Origin of the sequence: Bifidobacterium sp. WK012_4_13 (genome assembly GCF_041080835.1) — a bacterium.
Classification (GTDB): Bacteria; Actinomycetota; Actinomycetes; order Actinomycetales; family Bifidobacteriaceae; genus Bombiscardovia; species Bombiscardovia fermentum.
In genome coordinates this window covers 323,988-346,969 of record NZ_CP129683.1, presented here as the reverse complement: position 1 = coordinate 346,969, position 22,982 = coordinate 323,988, and the positions used below count along the sequence as shown (strand labels likewise).

At 57.2% G+C, this 22,982-nt stretch carries 16 protein-coding genes; 5 read left to right on the top strand and 11 right to left on the bottom strand.

The annotated features are described in order from the left end of the window. Positions 1-138 precede the first annotated feature (138 nt). From pdxT to QN062_RS01345, 5 genes are all read right to left on the bottom strand, one after another. Complete coding sequence (gene pdxT, locus QN062_RS01365; RefSeq protein WP_369341843.1) at positions 139-753, bottom strand: pyridoxal 5'-phosphate synthase glutaminase subunit PdxT; 615 nt, start codon at positions 751-753, stop codon at positions 139-141. Beyond that, entirely contained in the window at positions 753-1,628 is an 876-nt protein-coding gene (gene pdxS / locus QN062_RS01360; RefSeq protein ID WP_369341842.1) for a pyridoxal 5'-phosphate synthase lyase subunit PdxS, read from the bottom strand. Before pdxS ends, pdxT begins: the two co-directional genes overlap by 1 nt. An 85-nt stretch (positions 1,629-1,713) precedes the next feature. Further along, the gene (locus QN062_RS01355; protein WP_369342497.1) at positions 1,714-4,062 is read right to left on the bottom strand and encodes a bifunctional (p)ppGpp synthetase/guanosine-3',5'-bis(diphosphate) 3'-pyrophosphohydrolase; all 2,349 of its coding nucleotides are present in this window, start codon (positions 4,060-4,062) and stop codon (positions 1,714-1,716) included. A gap of 246 nt (positions 4,063-4,308) precedes the next feature. Further along, on the bottom strand, positions 4,309-4,782 hold the full coding sequence (dut, locus tag QN062_RS01350) for a dUTP diphosphatase (RefSeq protein ID WP_369342496.1): 474 nt from the start codon (positions 4,780-4,782) through the stop codon (positions 4,309-4,311). Further along, positions 4,782-5,075: a DUF4193 domain-containing protein gene (locus tag QN062_RS01345; protein ID WP_369341841.1), complete on the bottom strand. Its 294-nt coding sequence runs from the start codon at positions 5,073-5,075 to the stop codon at positions 4,782-4,784. Before QN062_RS01345 ends, dut begins: the two co-directional genes overlap by 1 nt. A 156-nt stretch (positions 5,076-5,231) precedes the next feature. Between QN062_RS01345 and sepH the strand changes: the two genes are divergently transcribed. Next, entirely contained in the window at positions 5,232-6,617 is a 1,386-nt protein-coding gene (gene sepH / locus QN062_RS01340) for a septation protein SepH (RefSeq protein ID WP_369341840.1), read from the top strand. Between the two features lie 37 nt (positions 6,618-6,654). On the opposite strand, the gene QN062_RS01335 is transcribed toward sepH, so the two are convergent. Next, entirely contained in the window at positions 6,655-7,893 is a 1,239-nt protein-coding gene (locus QN062_RS01335) for an alkaline phosphatase family protein (RefSeq protein WP_394854674.1), read from the bottom strand. Positions 7,894-8,128: 235 nt separating this feature from the next. On the opposite strand from QN062_RS01335, the gene QN062_RS01330 reads away from it, so the two are divergent. Then, positions 8,129-10,765, top strand: coding sequence for a DNA topoisomerase (ATP-hydrolyzing) subunit A (locus tag QN062_RS01330; protein WP_369341838.1), 2,637 nt, complete (start codon positions 8,129-8,131; stop codon positions 10,763-10,765). A gap of 81 nt (positions 10,766-10,846) precedes the next feature. Here the strand turns inward: QN062_RS01330 and QN062_RS01325 are convergent, their stop codons facing one another. Continuing rightward, positions 10,847-12,271, bottom strand: coding sequence for an MFS transporter (locus tag QN062_RS01325; protein WP_369341837.1), 1,425 nt, complete (start codon positions 12,269-12,271; stop codon positions 10,847-10,849). A gap of 194 nt (positions 12,272-12,465) precedes the next feature. On the opposite strand from QN062_RS01325, the gene QN062_RS01320 reads away from it, so the two are divergent. Then, positions 12,466-12,996, top strand: a complete 531-nt coding sequence (locus tag QN062_RS01320; RefSeq protein ID WP_369341836.1) for a MarR family winged helix-turn-helix transcriptional regulator — start codon at positions 12,466-12,468, stop codon at positions 12,994-12,996. A gap of 413 nt (positions 12,997-13,409) precedes the next feature. Here the strand turns inward: QN062_RS01320 and QN062_RS01315 are convergent, their stop codons facing one another. The 3 genes from QN062_RS01315 to QN062_RS01305 form a co-directional block, all read right to left on the bottom strand. Beyond that, on the bottom strand, positions 13,410-15,698 hold the full coding sequence (locus QN062_RS01315) for a DNA gyrase subunit B (protein WP_369341835.1): 2,289 nt from the start codon (positions 15,696-15,698) through the stop codon (positions 13,410-13,412). A gap of 237 nt (positions 15,699-15,935) precedes the next feature. Next, positions 15,936-17,489: an RNA polymerase sigma factor gene (locus QN062_RS01310; RefSeq protein WP_394854673.1), complete on the bottom strand. Its 1,554-nt coding sequence runs from the start codon at positions 17,487-17,489 to the stop codon at positions 15,936-15,938. Positions 17,490-17,604: 115 nt separating this feature from the next. Beyond that, positions 17,605-18,177 carry a hypothetical protein gene (locus QN062_RS01305; protein WP_369341834.1) on the bottom strand — a complete coding sequence of 191 codons (573 nt, stop codon included), beginning with the start codon at positions 18,175-18,177 and terminating at the stop codon, positions 17,605-17,607. A 469-nt stretch (positions 18,178-18,646) separates the two neighbouring features. Here QN062_RS01305 and QN062_RS01300 point away from each other — a divergent pair, with 469 nt between their 5' ends. Together QN062_RS01300 and QN062_RS01295 are read left to right on the top strand one after the other, a co-directional pair. Then, entirely contained in the window at positions 18,647-19,816 is a 1,170-nt protein-coding gene (locus QN062_RS01300) for a polyprenyl synthetase family protein (protein WP_369341833.1), read from the top strand. A gap of 100 nt (positions 19,817-19,916) precedes the next feature. After that, positions 19,917-22,133 carry a protein kinase domain-containing protein gene (locus QN062_RS01295; protein ID WP_369341832.1) on the top strand — a complete coding sequence of 739 codons (2,217 nt, stop codon included), beginning with the start codon at positions 19,917-19,919 and terminating at the stop codon, positions 22,131-22,133. A gap of 82 nt (positions 22,134-22,215) precedes the next feature. Here the strand turns inward: QN062_RS01295 and QN062_RS01290 are convergent, their stop codons facing one another. Continuing rightward, entirely contained in the window at positions 22,216-22,944 is a 729-nt protein-coding gene (locus QN062_RS01290) for a lysophospholipid acyltransferase family protein (RefSeq protein WP_369341831.1), read from the bottom strand. Between the last annotated feature and the right edge of the window lie 38 nt (positions 22,945-22,982).

Below are 22,982 nucleotides of genomic sequence, written 5' to 3'. Positions count from 1 at the left end.
GGCACATCGACCAATCCTTCTGTTCATTATTCACGGATCAGTCAGACGCATCAAGGATTTCAGCTGACGATGCAAAACCCACACTCGGATTCCTCGCGGTCGACGCCCTGCAGCGTCTTCGAAGGGCTGGCCAGGGCCTCAGCCGTGGGTGACCATGTCGATGAAGTACCTGTGCATCGATGGATCATCATTGAGCTCAGGATGAAATGACGTGACAAGCATGTTCCCCTCCTGGGCAGCCACGACATGGCCATCGACCCTGGCAAGCGCACGCACGCCCTTGCCGACTTCTTCGATGTATGGGGCCCTGATGAAGGTCATCGGTATCTCCCCCACTCCTGACAGCGATTGCAAAGCGAAGAAGGAGCCAAGCTGACGACCATAGGCGTTGCGCTTTGCAGTGATATCCATGATTCCAAGATGGGTGTCCCCATCTTCGACACGCTTTGCGAGAAGCAGCAGACCCGCACATGTGCCGAAGGTCGGCAATCCATTCTCGATAAGCCGACGCATCGGAGCCAGCATATGGAGGTCTTGAAGAAGCTTGCCCTGCACGGTGGATTCGCCGCCAGGAAGAATGAGACCGTCCAGATTCTGGTCGAGGTCGCGTAGCTGGCGGATTTCGACTGACTTGACACCCAATGAGGCGAGCATGCTTTCATGCTCTGCGAAGGCACCCTGCAAGGCAAGAACGCCAATGACCGGTGCCGCTGCGGAAACGCCGCCCGGCACAGAGTCTTCCGTCGCATCCATCACTTGCCACGCTCCGACATCAAGACGGCTATCTCATGCTCATTGATGCCAACCATGGCTTCGCCAAGACCCTCGGAGACGCGCGCCACCAAATCCCAGTCCTGATAGTTAGTCGTCGCCTGGACGATCGCCGAGGCACGCTGGGCAGGATCTCCCGACTTGAAGATGCCCGAACCGACGAACACACCCTCCGCACCAAGCTGCATCATCAGAGAGGCGTCGGCAGGCGTCGCCACACCGCCGGCAGCAAAGTTCACCACAGGCAGCCGACCGTTGTCATGAACTGACTGCAGCAGCTCGACAGGAACCTCAAGCTCCTTCGCCTTTTCGAACAGTTCGTCCGCACGCAGGGCTGCAACCTCATGAATCTGTCTGTTCATCTCGCGCATATGCCGTACTGCCTGAACGACGTCACCCGTTCCCGGCTCGCCCTTGGTCCGGATCATCGAAGCGCCTTCGGCGATCCTTCTCAAGGCCTCGCCAAGATTCTTCGCTCCGCACACGAAGGGAACCGTGAAAGCTGTTTTATCTATGTGATATTTGTCGTCGGCAGGCGTCAGGACCTCGGACTCGTCAATATAATCGATGTCGATCGCCTGCAGGATCTGAGCTTCTACGAAATGCCCGATGCGGACCTTGGCCATGACCGGAATCGATACCGCCTGCTGAATCCCATGAATCATCTTGGGGTCGCTCATCCTCGAGACACCACCTGCGGCACGAATATCCGCTGGAATGCGTTCCAGGGCCATGACGGCGCAAGCTCCGGAGTCCTCGGCTATCACCGCCTGCTCCGGAGTGGTGACATCCATGATGACCCCACCCTTGAGCATCTGTGCAAGATTCTTGTTCAATTCATATCTGTCGTTTGTCATGCGACCAAGACTACCCGCATCCGCATTACAGACAGGAAACATCGGCGAATGCGGACAGCCACGAAACGCTGCGACGCGCTGTGCATCACTGCATGTGCCGCATGCGCGACTCGGCGGAATCCTTGGCGCCGGTAAGCCTGTATACATCGAAGACGCCGTCGATCTTGCGAACTGCGGACAGCAGACGGTTCAGATGCTGCGGGTCGGCCATCTCGAAGACGAACTGGCTGACCGCGACACGATCCCGGCCAGTCGCCTGGCTTCCTGACAGGATGTTCACACCGTGATCGGCAAGAACGCGGGTCACATCGGAGAGAAGATGCTGACGGTCGAGCGCCTCGACCTGAATCTTGACCATGAAGGATCCCTTGGTGCTTGTCCATGAGACGGGCACGATGCGTTCAGGCTGGCGTTTCTTCAGATCGATGAGGTTCTGGCAGTCCGAGCGGTGTACGGAAACGCCCTGGTTTCGTGTGATGAATCCTTCTATCTCATCTCCGGGAACCGGCGTGCAGCAACGGGCGAGCTTCACCCAGACATCGCCGACTCCCTTGACCGAGATGCCCTGCGAACCACTCTCCTGCGGCCCTTCGAACTTGCTGAGAGGGAGCGCTTCCTGCTCAACCTCGTCATCGACCTCAGAGGGTCCGGCATCCTTGACCAGCCGCGAGATCACATTCTGGGTTGAGATCTGTCCTTCGCCCAAGGCTGCATAGACGGCCTCGGCATTGGGATAGTTGAGTTCATCGGCGATTCCGATCAAGGCCTCGTTCGATAGAAGACTCGCCACTGGCAGATTTTGCTTCCGCAGGGCACGCGTCAGGTCATCCCTGCCTTCGTCTATTGCCTCTGAACGGCGCTCCTTGCTGAACCATTGACGAATCTTGTTGCGCGCCTTCGGACTTTTGACAAAGCTCAGCCAATCCCTGGAGGGTCCGGCATTCTCCGAATTGCTCGTGAGAATCTCTACCGTATCGCCATTTTCCAGCTCGGTATCGAGAGGAATCAAACGCCCATTGACGCGCGCACCCATCGTGCGATGTCCGACCTCGGTGTGCACGGCGTATGCGAAGTCGACTGGCGTCGCGTGGGCAGGCAACGAGACGATCATGCCCTTCGGCGTGAAGACATAGACCTCGGCAGATCCCAGGTCCTCCTTGAGCGAGCCCAGGAACTCGTCGGAATCGGGCGTCTCGCTGGTCCAATCCGCAAGCTGCTGAATCCACTTGAGATTATCGGCTTCGCTCAGTTCGGAACTCTCCTGGGTCAGACGTTTCTCATCGTTTTTGTCGGGTTTCGAAAGCACACGCCCAGCCGTGGCATTCTCCTTGTACTTCCAATGCGCAGCGATGCCGAACTCGGCCCGGCGATGCATGTCCCAGGTGCGAATCTGAATCTCGACTGGCTTGCCGCCAGGTCCCACGACCGTGGTGTGCAGGGACTGATACATGTTCAGCTTGGGCATGGCGATGTAGTCTTTGAAACGACCAGGCACCGGATTCCATCGAGCGTGGACGGCTCCCAGAGCGGCATAGCAGTCCTGAATCGAATCGACGAGAATGCGGACACCGACCAGATCATAGATGTTCGCGAAATCATGACCCCTGACGATCATCTTCTGATAGATGCTGAAATAGTCCTTGGGGCGTCCAGTGACCACGCCATCGATGCCCTGATCGTGAAGATCGTCCTTGATCTCATGCAGGATCTGCTTCAGATACACGTCCCTCTGACCGGCCCTGCGAGCCACCAGCACGACTATCTCGTTGTATATCTTGGGATAGAGGACCTTGAAGCTGAGCTCCTCGAGCTCTGTCTTGATCGCATTCATTCCCAGACGGTTCGCAAGAGGCGCATAGACGTCGAGCGTCTCGCTCGCCTTTCGTTGCGCGCTGGAGCTTTTCACATACCGCCAGGTTCTCGCGTTATGCACTCGATCGGCGAGCTTGACCACGAGGACGCGAACGTCACGGCTCATCGCGACGACCATTTTCCTGATGGTCTCGGCCTGCGCCGAATCGCCATAGTCCATCTTCGTCAGCTTCGTGACTCCGTCGACCAGACCGGCGACCGTGTCTCCGAATTCATCGCGACACTGATCGAGGGTGTAGTCGGTATCCTCGACCGTGTCATGCAGAAGCCCCGCGGATACCACGATCGGCCCCATGCCGAGATCCGCAAGTATCTGTGAGACGGCAAGCGGATGGATGATGTACGGCTCGCCAGACTTGCGACGCTGCAGACGATGCTGAACGACCGCGCGGCGATACGCACGGGGCAGCATGGACATGTCTTCATCGGGATGATGGTATTGACAGACCTTCACGATGGGCGCCAATGGATCGAGGGGGTTGTCGCTGATCTCGCATCCAAGCGAACGCGACGAGAAGTCCTGAAGTCGCTCGTTCGCGTCCCGTCCATTCGTTCTGCCCATGCGCTCCGCCTGCCCACTGAGTCTGGCGTCGAGACTTTCCAAGGGGCTATCGGCGGGATTCTCTGCAGATCGGTTCAATCGCTTCGCATGCTCATCCGCTGTGCTTGCCATGATTCCTCCCTCTGCAGGTATGACTTCATCATCCTACTCGTGTACGCGTCGTTCGCTTGCATTCCTCTCCCGGAGCCATTCGCCAATGCGGTCGGCGAATGGCGAGGCAAGGTCGGTCCACACCGAATTCAGTCCTCAGCGGACTCCCGTGGAGCCAAAGCCACGATCCGATCTGTCTGATCCGGGTAGCGTCTGCGCCCTTACGAAGCGTGCCTCGACGTAACGCTGAACGACCATCTGTGCAATCCGATCGCCCTGGTGGAAGGAAACGGATTCATGAGGATCAAGGTTGATCAGCGTCACCTGTATTTCGCCACGGTACCCTGAATCGATCGTTCCCGGCGTGTTCAGGACGGTGACACCCTTCTTGGCCGCCAGTCCGGAACGCGGATGCACGAGTGCCACATATCCGGCCGGCAGAGCAATGCGGATTCCGGTCGGAACCAGCCTGCGCTCGAAGGGTCTGAGGGTGAAATCGATGGTGGTCCGCAAGTCTGCGCCGGCATCGCCTGCATGCTCATAGGCAGGAATGCGAGAGTGCTCACCATCCTGCAGGACGATGAGCACCTCAGTGTGTTCCGGTTCGTTATATTGCTCGTCGAACGACATCAGGCGGCGCACTCCTTGCATACCGGCTGACCATCCTTGTCCATATATGCCAGCTGGCTGCGGTGCTTCACCAGGAAGCAGACAGAGCAGATGAACTCATCGCCCTGCATGGGAATTACCGTCACCGATGAATCCTCGTTGCTCAAGTCAGCTCCGGGCAATTCATAGTCTTCGGCAATGGCATTCTCATCGTCATCAATGTCGTTCGACGAATTTTGCGACCCTTTCCCAAGCGCCTGCAAGGACTCCTCATCGTCATCCTTGTTGCGTGGGGAATCATAGTCCTGAGCCATTGTTTTCCTTTCGTCATAACGTGGTTCTGTGCCAAGCACTGCGCCATAGGATACACGATTTTTAGTCAGGCACACGAACTTCGACATAAATACCCATAAAACGCCGTAGTTAGTGCACAATAGAATGGACGTGTTGGAAGGAAGCTAGGTGCGGATATGCCCGAAGAACCCCTAAGAATTGCGCAATTTGACCATGTGAGTGACGGTGGAGACCTTGTCTTCGTTTTCGACCACCGGCATTTCGCTGTGCGCGTGGATGACTCGCTCGAGCGTGGCATTCTTGAGGCCAAGCAGATTCGCGCCGAGGAAGAGGGATATCCCTCACCACAGGCATCCTCTGCGCTGCCTATCTCCAGAATTCAGTCGTTCATACGAGCCGGTGCCGATCCCGAGGCCGTCGCCCGACAATTCAACATTGCACAGGCGCTGGTACGCCGCTTCTCGATGCCCGTCGAAACTGAGAAGAAATATGCCATAGATCAGTTTTTGACTGTCGCAGTTCCGCCGAATTCCAAGGCGAAGAGCTATGGTGACCTCATTGAGATGACATTGAGGAACGCACGCATACCGATGGCTTCGATCACATGGTCTGCAACACGCCGAGGTCATGAACCGTGGAGGATTCGTGCACAATTCCAGTCCGCAGGTCGGATAATCACGGCCGACTGGAATTGGAACATAAGGGACAATTCCGTCAGCCCCGTCAACAGGCAGGCAAAGCGCCTTATCGGATTGCCGGACAAGGCCCTGCCCACCGAGAAATCCTCGCTCGATCAGGCGCTCGACGGCAGAGGTCCTCTCCCCTTCTCATGGATGGAGCACGATGAGGATGCCATCTCCGAAGATGAGACTGGAAGCGGCACGGATGAGACTGCAAGCGGCACAGACGCACAGCCTCAGGCATCCGAGATCACGAATGGAAGCCATCAGGGAATCGCGCGAGCGTCAGCGCTTCGCAAGCCTTCGGACAAGGGCAATGCTGCCGACGGCGACAACCTGCGAGGCTCCGACTACAATCACGCATCCTCCGCGGATTCCGGGCTTGTGGATTCCGGACTTGTGGATTCCCAAGGCATCGACCTGCAATTCGCTCCGCAGAACACGGACATTCCTGACGTGAGCAGCCACATGGCCTACGTCGAAGGGGATGCCGCCTCACCCAAGGATGCGACCGATGAAGCCCTCGAAGGCAAGGATCGCAGATCCAGCGGACGCGAACCTCGTGCAAACCGGTACAGTTCGTGGATGTATAAATCGTCCCAAGACAAGGCGGGTCGGCAGTCCACCAAGGATGCCGGTGATCTTCGACATGGATCGTCAGGCAAGGGCAGCGGAAGCGTCCCTGTCTCCGCCCATCCGGCAGACGGGACTGATGGGCGCGCTGCGTTTGAGGAACCGTCCAACTCGAATCCACAGCGTTCGGACTCTCACGCCACCGGAACCAGCTCAGCGAATTCCACCGCACATGGTCAGGAGACGTCGAAGAAGAAATCAGGACGTTCCGCAGTGCCAAGCTGGGATGAGATTCTTTTCGGAGATTGATCGCAGCCCTTTCGATCACACCTCGATCACACCTCGATCACACCAGGTCAATCAGGCATGGAATGTCCGTTTCCATCATGGACCGTGAACCATGCACTCCGGGCAGGCGCGTCGCCCCATCCCTTTGGACATGCGAATCGACGAGGGTCGCATGATCATTCATGAGCGCAAGCACATCGCCCAGCATGGGCTCCACCTCCGGCTTGACCGGACCGAACAGTCCTGAGGCAATCGCCTCCTGCCTTGTGTGGACCTCTGCGAGCTCGCCAAGCTCCTCCTGCCACCTGCCTGCGATGTCTCCGGCATCGTCGCCTTCCTCGGCATAGGCCATGACGAAACGCGGCTCACCTCCATAGAACCTGACTCCATCAAGCAGCCTTGGATTTGCGGCCATGTCGATTCTCTGGTCAGGATCGGCCTCAATCATCCCATGATCGGCGACGATCACGATCAGCGTGCCCTTGGGGGCGTTGCGATGCAGCATGGCAAGCTGAGAGTCGATGGTTTCGAATTGGGCGATCCATTGTGGCGATTCCCAACCGTATTCATGCCCGGTCTTGTCAACATCACGGATGTATAGGTAGGTCAGTCCAGGCCTGCGAGCGGCCCTGCATGCCTCGAGGATCCTCTCGTCGGCATCGTCATGCCCGATGTAGTCCGTTACTCTCAGAGCAGCCTTCGTCAGCGCGGAATCCGCGAACTCCGGCAGCCCTGACGATGTGACCCGAACGCCCTGGTCATGCAGCCGTTCGAAAATCGTGGGCTCACGCTGAAGCTTCTCCGGTGGCACGGCATTCCTGAACTGAATCATCTGGCTTATGCGATCGTTGTAGGGGTTGAGCTGCGTGTAGCCGGTCATGGCGGTTTTGCCTGGGCACGTTCCCGTGCCGAATGCCGCCATAGCCACGACTGTGGTGCTTGGCTGGCACGTCGAGATGGGGCGCGCATTGGCATCGTCCTGCAGCAGACTGCGCAGATACGGCGCGTGACCGACCCGCGTCGCCACATTCCAAAAGCCCATGCCGTCGACCAATACCACGATTGCCGACCTGCAGTCAGGGAATCCCAATGTCTCCTGCAGCGCCTTCGGATCTCGGTGGATTGCGGTCTGGACGGGATGGCCGATGGCACTGCTGATCGCAGGCAGCACCGCGGAGATCCTGTAGGCGCCTCCCCTATGGAACCCGTCCGCACTGGGTTCGGGAATTTCATCGCCATAGTCGGCGATGCTCACATGTTGCAATAGGCTTTTCTCTTCAGGTATTTCGACGCTCATGCCTTTCATTGAACTACTGGTGCGCGATATTGCCCATGTGCGCACCCTTCAGAGGCACAGCGATCGAATCCTGCCCGCTGCAGCGATTTCAGCAGAGAATTCATTCGTGGGAACATACGCTATTCCGCACATCCGGTAGAATTGTCGAGTTTGCTGGAATCATGGGAGACACACTGGCCTAGCGTGTGTTGGATAATGGTTGCCGGTACAAGTCATAGAGCGAGGAGTTTCATTCATGGCATCGCGCAGAAAGCCGCCGTTCGATCCAAGAAGCGTCAAGGAGCACATCGTCGAAACGCCTTTGGGCGATGAGATGAGCAAGTCCTTCCTCGAATACGCATACTCGGTCATATACGCGCGAGCCTTGCCTGATGCACGCGACGGTCTCAAGCCCGTGCAGCGCAGGATCGTCTACCAGATGGGTCAGATGAACCTCACCCCTGACAAGTCCTATATGAAATCCGCCCGAGTGGTGGGTGAGGTGATGGGAAAACTGCACCCGCATGGCGATTCGGCCATCTATGAGGCCATGGTGCGTCTGGCACAGCCCTTTGCAATGCGTCTGCCTCTCGTCGATGGTCATGGGAATTTCGGTTCGCTGGATGACGGACCTGCCGCATCGAGATACACGGAGGCCCGTCTGGGACCGGCGGCGCTGGGCATGAACGAGAACATCGACGAAGACACCGTCGACTTTTCTCCCAACTACGACAACAAGCTGCAGGAACCGGTCGTCCTGCCTTCGGCATTCCCCAATCTGCTGGTCAATGGCGCCTCCGGCATCGCCGTCGGCATGGCAACCAACATGGCGACCCACAACCTTGGTGAGGTCGTTGCGGCAGCCAAATGTCTTATGGACAATCCAGAGGCGAGCCTTGAGGAGCTGATGCGCTTCGTTCCCGGTCCGGACTGGCCGACCGGCGGCATCATCGTCGGTCGAGATGGAATCCGCGAGGCCTACGAGCATGGCCGTGGGGCTGTGATAACGCGTTCGGCGACCCATGTCGAGAATGTCACCGCACGCAAGAAGGCGATAGTCGTCACCGAACTCCCATTCATGGTAGGTCCCGAGCGTGTGCTCGAGCGCATCTCGGAATGCGTGAAGAACCGCAAGCTCGAAGGAATATCAGGGGCCATCGATCTCACCGACCGACACAACGGAACACGGCTGGTGATCGAGATCAAAACAGGCTTCGACCCCGACGCCGTGCTCGCACAGCTCTTCAGGCACACTCCTCTGCAGGAGTCCTTCACCATCAACAACGTTGCCCTTGTCAACGGAAGGCCACGCACGATGGGGCTGAAGGAGCTGCTCAGCGTCTGGATCGATCATCGACGCTCGGTGGTCAAGCGTCGCAGCGAATATCGAAGGCGCAAGGCGCTCGAAAGGCTGCACTTGGTGGAGGGACTGCTGCTCGCCCTCATCGACATCGACGAGGTCATCCAGGTCATCCGCAGTTCGGAGGATGCCGATGCCGCAAAGACCCGCCTCATGGCCGTGTTCGAACTCGATGAGGTGCAGGCTCAATACATACTCGATCTGCGTCTGCGAAGGCTGACCCGCATCAGCAGAATCGAGCTGGAAAGCGAGCAGGACGAACTGCATAGACGAATCGAGGAGCTTGACAGGATTCTTTCCTCGAAGCAGGAGCTGGATCATGTCGTCACGGACGAGATGACAAGCGCTGCAGACACATGGGGAAATCCCCGACGCACGGTGCTCCTCGACGCCGATCCGTCAGGTTCCCTGTCGCCCGTCGCGATAACCGATCAATCGGGTGCCGCCTCTCATTCAGCCTCGGCTCTTGCGGCTGCACGTTCGGCCAGCACGCTTTCGCAAAAATCCCACGGTGCTGCCTCACCATCATCGCTGAAAGATGGCGACGGGCTGCATATTGAGGACGAACCATGCACCGTCATGCTCAGCGCGTCGGGATTGGTCGCGCGAAGCACATCCACCGCCCTCGATGTCTGGAACAGTCGCTCCGCGTCGGATGGCCGTGCAGAAAATGACCAGATAGTCTCGATATTCGTCACGACCACGCGATCGAACTACGCGTTGGTGACTTCCGCAGGCCGCTACCTGCTTGCCAGCGTTTCCGACCTGCCTTCTCTCCCGGCGACTGCGGCCCTGAGCCTGAGCGGAGGTGTCCATGCCGATGAGCTGCTCGGCATGACACAGTCCACCGAACGATCCGAGAATGAGCATGTCGTTGCCGCGGTATCTGCCAGCGATGCCACTCCACTTGCCATAGGCACTCGCAATGGGGTCGTCAAACGCTGGAATGCGGAGGCTCCCAGCACGATGGATTCATGGAGCGTCATCGATCTGAAACAAGATGACTCAGTCGTTTTCGCGGTGCCTGCAGACGACGATTCGTTGCTGGTCTTCGTATCATCCGATTCCAGCCTGCTCGCATTCCATGCGGGAGAAGTCAGGTCTCAGGGGCGAAATGCCGCAGGCATGGCGGGAATCCGACTCGGTGAGGGCCAGCATGTATGCGCCTTCAACGCCATAGCCGCAGGTCAGGTCTCATGGACATACACGGAGAATGACGATAACGGCATGACTTCCCAGGCTGGGGCCGTCGTGCTGACCATCGCCGGCGACTCTCATGCCCTTGCTGGCACGGAGAATGGAAGCGGCAAGATCACGCCGCTCGAGATGTATCCGACCAAGGGTCGTGGAAGCCGCGGCGTGCGTTCGCAGCGCTTCCTCAAGGGACAGGACACCCTGCTCACGGCTTGCGTAGGCACATGGCCGCTTCGTGCCTCGACGGCATCGGGCACACCGGTCGACTTGCCCGAGATAGACATGCGCCGTGACGCTTCCGGACAGGATCTGAGCGCACCGATCGCCTTTGTCTCCTGAAGGTCCCTTGGGATGCCGCGGCATCATGGCAACGTCGTGGCATCATGGCAACAGGCCGTGCCCCGCATCGACGCTGCGGATTCATTTTCTATTGAACGCAGCGATGATGCCAGCCACGATGGCGACCGCACATCCCGATAGCAGCCCGATTCTGAAGCCCGAAAGGCTCGGAATGCTTGCGCCCTGAACGTTCATGCTGGTTCCGGCAAGTATCGCCGCGATGACGGCCGATGACACTGACGTTCCTATGGAACGCATGACGGTGTTGAAGCTGTTCGAAGAGGCTTTCTCGCTGGCGGGCACGCCATTCATGATCAGCGTCGGCATGGCACCGAATGCCAGGCCCGTTCCCATGCTTCCTATGCATGAGGCGATCATCAGCCCGACGAGCGAGTGCAGGACGACTGCGGCGAAGCCATATCCACCGGCCATGACCAAGGAGCCGCATATGAGCGTCGTCTTGGCTCCATTCCTCGCCGTGAGCTTGGCGCCGAGGGAGGAGACCGCCATCATCGCGAATCCACTCGGTGCCATCCACAGTCCCATCTGCAGCATCGTCTGGCCGAGACCGTATCCGGTCGAACTTGGAAGTTCCATCAGCTGCGGCAGGATCAGGGATTGCGCATACATCGCGAATCCCACAAAGATCGATGCGATGTTGGTGACCAGGACATTGTGGCGTCTCGTTATGCGCAGGTCGACGAGAGGATTGGTGAAACGCAGCTCCCACCAACCCCATAGCAGTGCGGCGGCAACCGTCCCAATCAGGAGACCGATGATCGAGGGACTCGTCCATCCCCAGGAGCTTCCCTTGATTATCGCAAGGAGCAGGCAGAGCAGTGCGGCCGCGAGCCCGATTGCTCCAAGGAAGTCGAACGGGGCATAGTTGTGTTCCTGCCGCGGCCTTGGAATCAGGGCATAGATCAGGACAAAGATCAGCGCCGCTATCGCGAAGTCTATCAGGAAGAGACCACGCCAGCTTACGTATTGTATGATCGCTGCAGAAATGGGGAGTCCAAGAGCGCCACCGATTCCCATCGACGAGCTCATCAGCGCGATTGCCGTACCCACTCGCTTGGGAGGAAGCACGTCATGAAGCAGACTGATTCCAAGCGGGACCATGCCGGTCGCGATGCCTTGCAACGCCCTTCCGACAATCATCACACCGATGCTCGGGGCTGCCGCGCAGATCAGAGAGCCTGCAATAAGCGGTATGAGTGCAAGCAGCAGCATTCTTCTCTTGCCATAGGTATCCGCCAGCTTGCCAAGGATTGGCATTCCGACTGCTCCTGTGAGCAATGTGACCGTCACTGCCCATGCCGTGACTGACGCATCAGCGGAAAATAGCTTGGGCAAATCGCCCACCAGTGGAATCACCAGGGTCTGCGTGAGCGACGATGTGATGCCTGCAGCGGCGAGGACCGCCACGATCAGGGAAGGTCGCGTCGACCCTTCATTGCGGTCAACGGCCTCTGAATGCTGTGGCTGCGTTCCTATTTCATTCATGAACTGATTTCTTTCGATACGAGGATAGATGGTCTTGACGCGTGCAGATGCACGCAGACTCCATGGATATTTCAATGTGTGTTATACATTCAATATGCATAATACACACTTGTGTAAGATACACAAGTTATGCAATGTGCATGTTTGCTGTATCATACAAAGGAGAGAACGGCATACAAGGTAGAGGAGCTTCTATGACACAGAGCCATCAGCGCGATGATGGAGCATCTAAGCTCAGCGACGAAACGGCTGCGGAAGATCCCAAGCTGCTTGAAGACATAGTGACGATCGAGTACGAATCCCTGTTGCTCGGCAAGCGGCTTGCGCGTGTCGCAGGTTTCCGAGACCACCAGATTGGGATTCTCGATCGAAGTGCATACATTCTGCTGGTCAGTCTGGAAAACGCTCCCCAGAGCATTGGCGAGCTGAGCGTGGTGACCGGCCTTGAGGCTTCGACGCTGAACCGGCAGACCGCGGCAATGCGCAGAATCGGCCTTATCGAACGCATCGCCGATCCCGACGGCGGCATGGCGAGAAAGTTCAAGATATCCCAAAGAGGGGCCAGAAGCCTGGAGAAGCAGCGGCGAAGAAACCTTGGAGCGCTGTCAACCGTGCTGAGTGACTGGACAGGTGAGGAAATAGACAGTTTCGCTCAATCACTCACACGTTTCAATGACGCAGTCCGAGAACGGGTCAGATTTAACGACAAGTCGAGTGACATCTGAGGCCACGGCGGGCGTGTCGAACCAGATCATGGCCGCGACCACAGCCACGGTGATCACAGGGTCTCTAGAATCACCATGTCACTAAGGCCACTAGGCCACCAGATCACCAGGCCACCAGCAAAGGCGCGTCCACACAGACACAGGCACAGACACGTGACCCTGAACGGGGATATCCCCTCATGATCCGGGATACAAGCCGACTCGGCTCATATCCCGGCCACCTCCATCACCGCTGTAGAGCTCTTATCCGACATACTCTGTTCGAAATTTCAAGTTTTTGGCACTTGCCCATGTATAAGGCACGCCATTCGGCCATAATGCGGTGACCATTTCAAGGATTCAGCGCTTCCATACCTGTGCAAGTGCCAAAAACTTGAAGCAAGGCTTTCAGACCCGTCAGAGATGCCCGTAAATCAGGTGTCAATCTTCGAACGATCGAAATCGTCGGCATTCTCGACGATGAACTGCTTGCGAGGTGGGACTTCATCGCCCATGAGCAACGAGAAGATGTCCGAGGCGTTTTCCGCGTCCTCCATGCGGATTCGACGCAGCATGCGGGTTCTCGGATCCATCGTGGTATCCGCCAGCTGGTCCGCGTCCATCTCGCCAAGGCCCTTGTAGCGCTGTACGTCCTCGCGGAAGTCAATACGCTGCCGCTTCAGGTCGGAAAGCCGTTTGGCCAGCTCGTCATCGGAGTATGTATAGATGTATTCGCCCTTATGCTTTCCCGCCAATGCGATGCGATGCAACGGTGGCACGGCTGCATATACCCGTCCTGCCTCGATGAGCGGCCTCATATAGCGATAGAAAAGCGTCAGCAGAAGTATTCTGATATGGGCTCCATCGACGTCGGCATCCGTCATCATGATGATCTTGCTGTATCGAGCCTGCTCAATGTCAAAGCTCGCCCCAGAGCCGGCACCGACGACCTGGATGATTGCAGCGCACTCCTTGTTCGAAAGCATCTGGTTCAGCGAAGCCTTCTGAACGTTCAGTATCTTACCTCGAATTGGCAGAAGCGCCTGGAACATCGAATTGCGTGCTGCCTTTGCCGTTCCCAATGCGGAATCACCCTCAACGATGAACAATTCTGCAATGTCGTCGTTTCCTGGCTGGGAATCCGACAGCTTGGCCGGCATGGAAGCGGATTCCAGCGCATTCTTTCGCCTTGTCACTTCCTTGGTCTTGCGGGCCTGAACTCTGGCGTGCATCTCACCGACGATCTTGTCGAGAACCCGCAACGACTGATCCTTGAAGCCACGTCGTGAGCCGTTGATTATCTCGCCAAACTGCTTATCGGTCATGCGAGTGACGATTGGCTTGACCTGTGCGGTTCCCAGAACGTCCTTCGTCTGCCCCTGGAACTGCGGTTCGGCTATGCGCACGGTTACGACGACCACCAGGCCTGCAAGAATGTCCTCACGTTCGATTTTGGTGTGGGAGTCCTTGAGATTGACCTTGAACTTGCGGGCATTCGCCTCAACGCATTTGCGGACCTGTCTGGTCAGGGCGTTCAGATAGCCATCGACATGCATGCCGCCGCCAGGCGTCTCGACGACATTGACGAAGCTTCTCATGACCGTCTCATAGCCATTGACCCATCGCATCGCAATATCAACGCCACAGACGCGTCTTACCTTCTCCGCCTTGAGTTCGCCGTTTGGCTCGACCTTCTGCGTTTCCTCCTCATAGCTTGCCTCGCCGGTAACATGCCAGACATCGCTGATGGCTTCGCCGACGGTCAGGAAATCAACGAAATCCTTGACACCGCCCTCATGCATGAACTCCACGACTCGATGGTGGGATGGAACCAGTGGCATGCTCTCACTGAGATGGGCCTCGGTCTCGGAGACGGCGGATATTCCAGCTTCCTCAGCAGCTTCTTCAGCAGCGCTCTCATCAACATCCTCGATAGCGTTCCTGACACCATTCTCGGCAGCATCCTCGCCAGTGTCTTCATGAACGTCTTCGTGAACGTCTTCGTGAATGTTCTCAGGAATGTTCTCATCAATCACAACAAGCTTCAATCCAGGAACCAGGAAACTCGTCTGACGCACCCTGTCGATCAGCTGATCGTAGCTAAAACGTGCCGTTTCATTGAAGATCTCCGGATCCGCCCAATATCTTATGCGAGTCCCGGTGGTCTTCGGCGAGACCTTGCCAACTTCGCGCAACTCTGTCGGACGGTTCTTTCGAGTTCTTGTGAAATGCGATTCAGGAGAAGGACTATCCGCCTCTACGTCCTGGAATATGCCAGGATGACCCTGATGAAACTCCATCCTGTATGTCTTGCCATTGCGATCGACCTCGACATCCAGACGGGAGCTCAAGGCATTCACGACAGATGACCCGACACCATGCAGACCGCCAACGGCATTGTATGAGTCATTGCCGAACTTCGCTCCGGCATGCAGCTTGGTCAGCACCACCTCGACACCGGTCAGTCCCGTCTTTGGCTCGATGTCTACGGGAATGCCACGTCCATTGTCCGCGACGCTGATCGAACCGTCAGCATGCAGGGTCACGACGATCTTCGTGCATACGCCTGCCAGAGCCTCATCTACGGAATTATCGATGATCTCCCACAGACAGTGCATAAGACCCTGACTGTCCGTCGTACCGATGTACATGCCTGGACGCTTGCGTACCGCATCGAGACCTTCGAGAACCGTAAGGCTCCTTGCGCCGTACGAATCCGCCATGCTACCTCTCCCCTGTTCCTTCATTCACAGTCATTGCATTCATCCCGTGCTCTGCCACACAGATGGACTGCCGCAAGCGGTCAGCCCGAAGGCAGTCAGCCCATCGCGTCGACAACCATACCGACATCGATCACAGCTGTGTCAATCACACCGAGATCGATCGCACCTGCGCTAATCACTCCGTTGCCCCGACAAATTTGTGTCAAGACCCGACGCCAACGAACAGCCGCATACGGATCATTGGTCGAGGAAGTCACGCAGAGTCTGCGAACGAGACGGATGACGCAGCTTCGACATCGTCTTGGATTCGATCTGACGAATGCGCTCACGTGTCACGCCGTATACGCGGCCGATGTCATCAAGGGTCTTGGGCTGCCCATCCTCGAGCCCATAGCGCATCTTGATGACGCCTGCCTCACGAGGGCTCAGCGTCTCGAGCACCTGCCGGAACTGTTCCTGAAGCAGCGAGAATGCCACTGCATCAGAAGGTGCGATCGCATCCGTGTCCTCGATCAAGTCGCCGAATTCGGAATCGCCGTCCTCGCCCAGAGGAGTATGGAGAGAGATTGGCTCACGCCCATATTTCTGAACTTCCTGAACCTTTTCGACCGGCATGTCAAGTTCACGGGCCAATTCGTCAGGAGTCGGCTCACGGCCCAGGTCCTGAAGCATCTGACGCTGGACGCGCGACAGCTTGTTGATGACTTCGACCATGTGGACAGGCACGCGGATGGTTCGAGCCTGATCCGCCATGGCTCGGGTTATTGCCTGACGAATCCACCAGGTCGCATACGTGGAGAACTTGAAGCCCTTCTTCCAATCGAACTTTTCCACTGCGCGGATAAGACCAAGATTGCCCTCCTGGATCAAGTCAAGGAAGAGCATTCCGCGGCCGGTATATCGTTTCGCAAGGGACACGACAAGTCGAAGGTTGGCTTCGAGCAGATGATCCTTGGCCTTCTTTCCGTCAGAGGCAGCCCACTTAAGCTCCCTCTTGCGCTTGAAATCCATTCCCTCGGCATCGTTCTCAAGAAGATGCTGCGCATACAGACCGGCCTCGATGCGTTCGGAAAGGTCAACCTCCTGTTCCGCGTTGAGCAGGCTCACGCGGCCGATTTGCTTCAGATAATCCTTCACGGGATCAGCGGTCGCACCGGTCGCTATGACACGGCGCTTAGGGTTTCCCGATGGCGTGATGTTCTCATCGTCGTCAGAATCGCTTACGACGAAGGCACCCTTCGCCTTTATCACAGGGATGCGGGGGGAACGACGTGAACGATGTCCATGTCCGGACGCGTGCGAGCCATTCGAATCGTCATCATTCGAATCATCGTCGTCCGAAGCATCATCATCGGAATCATCGTCAGAATCATCGTTTGAGTCGTCATCCGAATCAGAATCGTCATCCGAGTCATCATCAGAATCGTCATCCGAATCATCGTCTAGCGTGTCGTCATCCAGATCGATATCTTCTTCGGCGGCGTTGGTCTCATCGGTACCAGTTTCTGGAGTGCCGGTATTGTCGTTGGCTACGTCCTCGTCCAAGCCTTTGGCAATGCCCTGCCCGTCAGCCACATCGGCATCATGCGCGAGCGTCGACTTTTCCGAGCGCTCGGATGTGGATGGAATCGACCGGCTCTTGCGACGGGAAGACGACCCTGCAGACGCCGCCGCCCTGGTTCGTGGCTTCGTGACTCGTTTGGCCCGGGTTTTCTTGGTTTTCTCCTCGGTTGCCGTGCTCGAAGTCTGTGTGCGTACCGTCTTCTCAGCCGTATCCTTTGTGGCCAACATATCCTCCTGGAAGTTCTTGTCCGCTACCTATCAGCATTAAGGCCCAATTATGGCAAGGGCAAATTGTCAACTAATAGAGTGAACCATCTTCCTAGGACGATTATTCCCAAATTCCTCAATCTTTGCTCTCCGATGGAAACATGCCATGCTCCAAGGCGGAAAGGATGATGGAGGCCAGCGTGCAGCTGGAATCACGCTTAAGACACGCCTGAGCCCATGCATATGCGGATTTGTCTCCCATCCACCATCTGATATAGGTGATGATAGCCAGCGTCGAGGCACCCTTCTGTCTGTCGACATGCCGCACGGCGCGCTCAAGAATCGCCAGTCCACGATTGCATCGTTCCCTTATCTCCGGATCCTGTGGGTGGGCGAACGCATCCTCAAGATTGCAACGGATCACCCGGACCGAATTTGGCGCATATGGATTTTCGAAGATGGTCCTGATCCTGTCGAGTTCCCTGCAGTCATCCTTTCCCAGAAGCGAGATGATGAGCAAGTCACGAAGCGCTGTGGATTTCTTCATGGCTGAGTCAATCGTCCGGATCGAGTCCTCGCCAAGATCGCCGGATGAGGACTGTATCAGTCTGAGCCATTCCTCAAGTGGCTTGGCCAAGGAATTCCATGAGGCTTTCCTCCGTCGCCGAGGACGGTGCAAGGTTGGAGTTGAAGCGGTGGATGTTGTCATGATGTATGTTCCTCACTTGTACGATGCTCGATCGCAGCCATGTCGCGTAGCTGATATACCGCAAGGGTGCATCAAGGCGACTTCTGCCTGCATTATGCCCACCTCCCCGTTGGGAGCGGACGACGCCAAGGGGAAGCGGTCATTCAAACCTGCCACCGACATCGCTTGATGGAAAGCGAAAAAGAGGCATGTGGTCGAATGTGAGACTCTGTGGATTGCTTTCAAACAGTGCACATCCCCATGCACAGATGTTCCGCACTGTCGAGTCATCGGTAGGGCGATCGATGACCGATCGATAAGTCATCGGTAAAGTGATCGGTAGAGTAATCGGTAGAGTGACCGATACGTCATCCGATCGTTTCCCCCTCCCCCGGCCCCGGGGCCGATCCAAGCTTCGTCATAGCGGCGTTCGTCACATTCAGGGTCCAGATCAGGGCATACGTCGCAAAAAACGGTTAGTCTCATAGACATGACGATCCCTGAAGACATTCCGGCAATAAACCATCGCATCGAATCCCTGGTGGGCACACACCTTGCAGCCCCCGCGGGAACGCACATACCGCAATCGTGCTCACCGATCTATCGAACCGTGCAGGATCAGGGAATCATCTCGAACGAAGGCGGGAAACGGCTGCGAGCCCGGCTTCTGCTCACCATCTACGATGCGATTCAGGGCGATCGGTCGAACGACCGCAGCAATGTGATGGATCTTGCATGTGCGGTTGAAGTCTTCCAGACGGCTGCTCTGGTCCATGACGACATAATCGACAACTCCGACCTGCGCAGGGGAAGACCATCCGCGCATGTCGCGCTCGCAGCCGCCCTCGGCCAGCTGACCGGTCACAGCGACGACGATGCCCTCCCCTCGGCCGTCGGCCATATCACGCATATAGGCGCTGGATTGGGAATAATGCTGGGAGATCTGCTGTCGACCGCGAGCATAGGCATCGTGAACGAGACCGTCTCGAAACTGGAACATTCGGAGGGCATATTGCAGGCCTTCCTTCGCATGCACCGCGAGGTTGAGATCGGTCAGGTACTCGATCTGGCCGTCGAACGTGTTCCGCTCGACGAACCGGGCAGGCTCGCAGAGGCGTCATTGGCGGTCTTCCGCTGGAAGACCGCGAGCTACACCACAGTCGCTCCATTGACATTAGGCATGCTTGCCGCCGGCATTCAGCCTTGCATAGGCTCTGATTCCCCATCGCATGCAGGCGAAGGCACCGATATGGCCGAAGCCATCGGAAGTCGTCTGGGAACGGCATTCCAGCTCGCCGACGACCTACTCGACGTCATCGGAGAACCTGAACGCATCGGCAAGCCCACAGGCGGCGATATCCGTGAAGGCAAGCGCACGGTATTGCTTGCAGACGCCTTGACCATGGCTGACAGAACCGACAGGGAGTATCTGGCGAAAGTCTTCGCCGCTGAGACGCGCGACGGCAACGATGTGGAGCGTATCACTCGAATCTTTGATGAAAGCGGTGCCATCGACAAATCCAGGCGGAGAATTTCCCAGCTGTGGTCAGATGTTCGCGGCTCCATCGAACTCACTGCACAGGCGCTGCGCATGTCTGACGATTCTCGAGATTCCGTGGTACGCTGCTGCTCCCTCTTCATCCCGCAAACCCTCCGATAGCATCGACGGTGGGCTGTTCCACGTGTCAGAGCGTGTATTTTTAGCCAAGAAGCTCAACGCCATGAATTGATTTGACGAGCATCGACCTTACGATACCTATATGAGCGAAGAACCGTATGCATCCGACAGCCCGACGATCGAGGGGCAGGTGATTGAGGGGCGCTATCGCATCGTTCGCAAGATTGCCGATGGCGGCATGGCGAGCGTCTTCGAGGCGGTGGATGAGCGCCTTTCCCGCCACGTGGCGCTGAAGATGATGCATATGCAGCTCATCCAGGGAAATCACAGGGAGCAGTTCATCGAACGGTTCCATCGCGAAGCTCGCTCCTCCGCATCCATAGCCAATCCACACATCGTTCAGGTCTATGACACAGGGACCTATCAAGGTGTCGGGTTTCTCGTCATGGAATATGTCCATGGAGTCAACCTTCGCCACGAAATGAATCAGCGTGGAACCTTCAAGGTTCATGAAAGCCTGCGGATACTGTCCGAAACGCTTGACGGTCTGGCATCAGCGCACGCAGCCGGGGTCGTGCATCGCGACGTCAAGCCGGAGAACATCATGATCAACAGCCGTGGCCATGTGCAGCTCACCGACTTCGGATTGGCGAAGGTAGCCTCTCAGGCGACGCTGTCGACCACCGGCATGCTTTTGGGCACCGCGGCGTATCTTGCGCCGGAAATGATTGAATTCAACCAGGCCACGATGCAGGGCGACGTGTATGCATGCGGCATCATCGCCTATGAGATGCTCACAGGAACGGTTCCCTTTGTCGGCGAGAATCCAGTGACCGTCATCTTCAAGCATGTCCACAGTGACATCCCACCGCTGTCTGAGACATGCCCAGGAATCGACTCCGCCGTATCGGCGTTCATCGCACGACTGACCTCCCGCCGAGTCGAGGACAGGCCACGAAATGCTCAGGAGGCCTTGGACGAACTGCATGGACTCAACGGACTGCTCAGCCTTGATGCCAGCCAATTCCAAATGCCTGCACAGCTCGGACACAGGCGAACCGACGCTCCCACGTCCAAGGCAGTCCATGAGACGCATCCGCCGTTTCCGTCATCCCAGACAGAGGGGCAGCCACCTTCGAACCATGGTGAGAACATCGCACAGACCAATATGACGCAGACCCATATGACGCCAACTCATATGATGCCAAACTCGCAGGATCTGGAGACCCGCCGACTGACTCCACCCGACGGCTCTGACGCTGCCGGCCCTTCCGAAGCCGCAAACCTCAAAGGTACCGACTCCAAAGGCATCGGTACCAAAGGCGTCGACCCTAAAGATGTCGGTCCCAAAGACGCTGCACGCGAGACGAAGACCTTGAGGCCCCGACGCCGCCTCGGCCTCATCGCGTGCATAGTCGGAATTCTCTTCGCGCTGGGCATCGCTGGCGGTTCCGCATGGTGGTACTTCCTCGGCCCTGGAAGCTATTCCAGTCTGCCGGCGCCGACGGATGTATCGTGCAAGGCCAGCCAGGAGTGCAGCGTTTCGGGAGCCTCATGGTCCAGATACCGCTCTGTTCTGAAAGCGTCGGGGATAGCATTCACCCAATCTGAGGAATTCAGCGATTCCGTGCCCAAGGGATCCATCATTTCAGCAAGGCCCGAGACCGTCGGGGCTCACATCAGCAAACGTGGCGGCGCCGTCAGTCTCGTGATTTCCAAGGGGGTGCGTCAGGCCACGATTCCAACGGATATTCTCGATCCGTCGACGACGCATGGCAAGGCCCCCCTCGACGCATTGAAGGCGGCTGGATTCAGCAAGGTCATGCATGACGAGGCGAAGGACGAATACTCGGTCGACATCCCGGAGAACGCCGCCATAAGCATCGACCCGGAGCCTGGCACGACGATGGACCATAACGCAGAGATTGAAATAGTGCTGTCGAAGGGTCCAAAACCGGTGAGCATGCCAAACATCGTCGGGGCGACAAAGGATTCCGCACGTCATCAGCTTGCCGAGGCAAAGCTCAATGTCACCTTTAGCGAAGATTGGTCAGATACGGTCGCATCGGGCAAGGTGATTTCCAGCAGCAAGGAAGCCGGAGCGCAGCTGCATTGGGGCGACGCCGTTTCAGTGGTCATTTCCAAGGGTCCTCAGATGGTGACCCTTCCAGACGTCCGAGGTAAGAATGAGGATGACGCGAGCAAGATTCTCAAGGCGCTCGGCCTTGACGTAAAGATTTCCGCCCCACTCGGAGACATCACGCAGACGGTTCGCCTGCAGAGCCCCGATCCGGGAGCCCAGATCAGAATCAGGGACACTTCCGGGAATCCCACCGTGGTGACCCTGACTGTGGTCTGATCTATCGCACACATCTGCGAACTTGTGAGAATGGCTGCGAGCTTGTGCGAATAAGCGCCTCGAAACCCTTCAGATACGGATGCTATCGATCCTGCGTCGGCTTGGATTCGCTCTGCTGCTGCCCCTGCGACTGGCGTGCCGCCATATCCTTCTTCGCGATCTGGGCATAGATGTCGACGTATTCCTGTCCGCTCAGATCGGCGATCGACTTCATCATGCGGTTGGTGAGCGAGCGGATCTGTTCATGCGTCAATTGGTCCTCTGGAATCTTCGGCACTGCTATCGGCTGACCGAAACGCACCTTTGTCTTGCCTTTCGACGGCAGGATCTTTCCAGGCTTCTGCAATTCACGCGTCCCGACAAGGGCGGCGGGAACAATCGGCATTCCTGTCTCAAATGCCAGACGTGCCACGCCGGTATGTCCGCGATACAGCCTTCCGTCAGGGCTTCTCGTCCCTTCCGGATGAATGCCGAACAGCTCCCCGGATTCAAGAATGTGCCGGGCGGTCTCCAAGGCCCCCAGCGACTTCGATCCTCCGGAGCGGTCTACCGGGAATACGCCCACGGAAGTGAACCACCACTTCTTGAACGCTCCCTTGAACCCCTTGCCGGTGAAGTATTCGGATTTGCCCATGAAATGAATCATTCGGGGGCTGACAAGCGGCAGCAGCCCATCATCGATGACGGCAAGATGGTTGGAAGCGATGATGGCCCCACCCCGTGCAGGAATGTTCTCAAGTCCGGAAACCGACGGGCTCAGACGGCGACGGGCAAAAGGTCCTATGAGCTTAACGAAAAACCAATACAGCATGTTCCTCCTGGCCAGCGGATTGCCAACCGCTGAGGCTA

Coding starts and splice junctions, on each gene's coding strand:
- pdxT (WP_369341843.1), bottom strand. CDS start 753: ATGGATGCGACGGAAGACTCTGTGCCGGGCGGCGTTTCCGCAGCGGCA.
- pdxS (WP_369341842.1), bottom strand. CDS start 1,628: ATGACAAACGACAGATATGAATTGAACAAGAATCTTGCACAGATGCTC.
- QN062_RS01355 (WP_369342497.1), bottom strand. CDS start 4,062: ATGGGCAGAACGAATGGACGGGACGCGAACGAGCGACTTCAGGACTTC.
- dut (WP_369342496.1), bottom strand. CDS start 4,782: ATGTCGTTCGACGAGCAATATAACGAACCGGAACACACTGAGGTGCTC.
- QN062_RS01345 (WP_369341841.1), bottom strand. CDS start 5,075: ATGGCTCAGGACTATGATTCCCCACGCAACAAGGATGACGATGAGGAG.
- sepH (WP_369341840.1), top strand. CDS start 5,232: ATGCCCGAAGAACCCCTAAGAATTGCGCAATTTGACCATGTGAGTGAC.
- QN062_RS01335 (WP_394854674.1), bottom strand. CDS start 7,893: ATGAGCGTCGAAATACCTGAAGAGAAAAGCCTATTGCAACATGTGAGC.
- QN062_RS01330 (WP_369341838.1), top strand. CDS start 8,129: ATGGCATCGCGCAGAAAGCCGCCGTTCGATCCAAGAAGCGTCAAGGAG.
- QN062_RS01325 (WP_369341837.1), bottom strand. CDS start 12,271: ATGAATGAAATAGGAACGCAGCCACAGCATTCAGAGGCCGTTGACCGC.
- QN062_RS01320 (WP_369341836.1), top strand. CDS start 12,466: ATGACACAGAGCCATCAGCGCGATGATGGAGCATCTAAGCTCAGCGAC.
- QN062_RS01315 (WP_369341835.1), bottom strand. CDS start 15,698: ATGGCGGATTCGTACGGCGCAAGGAGCCTTACGGTTCTCGAAGGTCTC.
- QN062_RS01310 (WP_394854673.1), bottom strand. CDS start 17,489: ATGTTGGCCACAAAGGATACGGCTGAGAAGACGGTACGCACACAGACT.
- QN062_RS01305 (WP_369341834.1), bottom strand. CDS start 18,177: ATGACAACATCCACCGCTTCAACTCCAACCTTGCACCGTCCTCGGCGA.
- QN062_RS01300 (WP_369341833.1), top strand. CDS start 18,647: ATGACGATCCCTGAAGACATTCCGGCAATAAACCATCGCATCGAATCC.
- QN062_RS01295 (WP_369341832.1), top strand. CDS start 19,917: ATGAGCGAAGAACCGTATGCATCCGACAGCCCGACGATCGAGGGGCAG.
- QN062_RS01290 (WP_369341831.1), bottom strand. CDS start 22,944: ATGCTGTATTGGTTTTTCGTTAAGCTCATAGGACCTTTTGCCCGTCGC.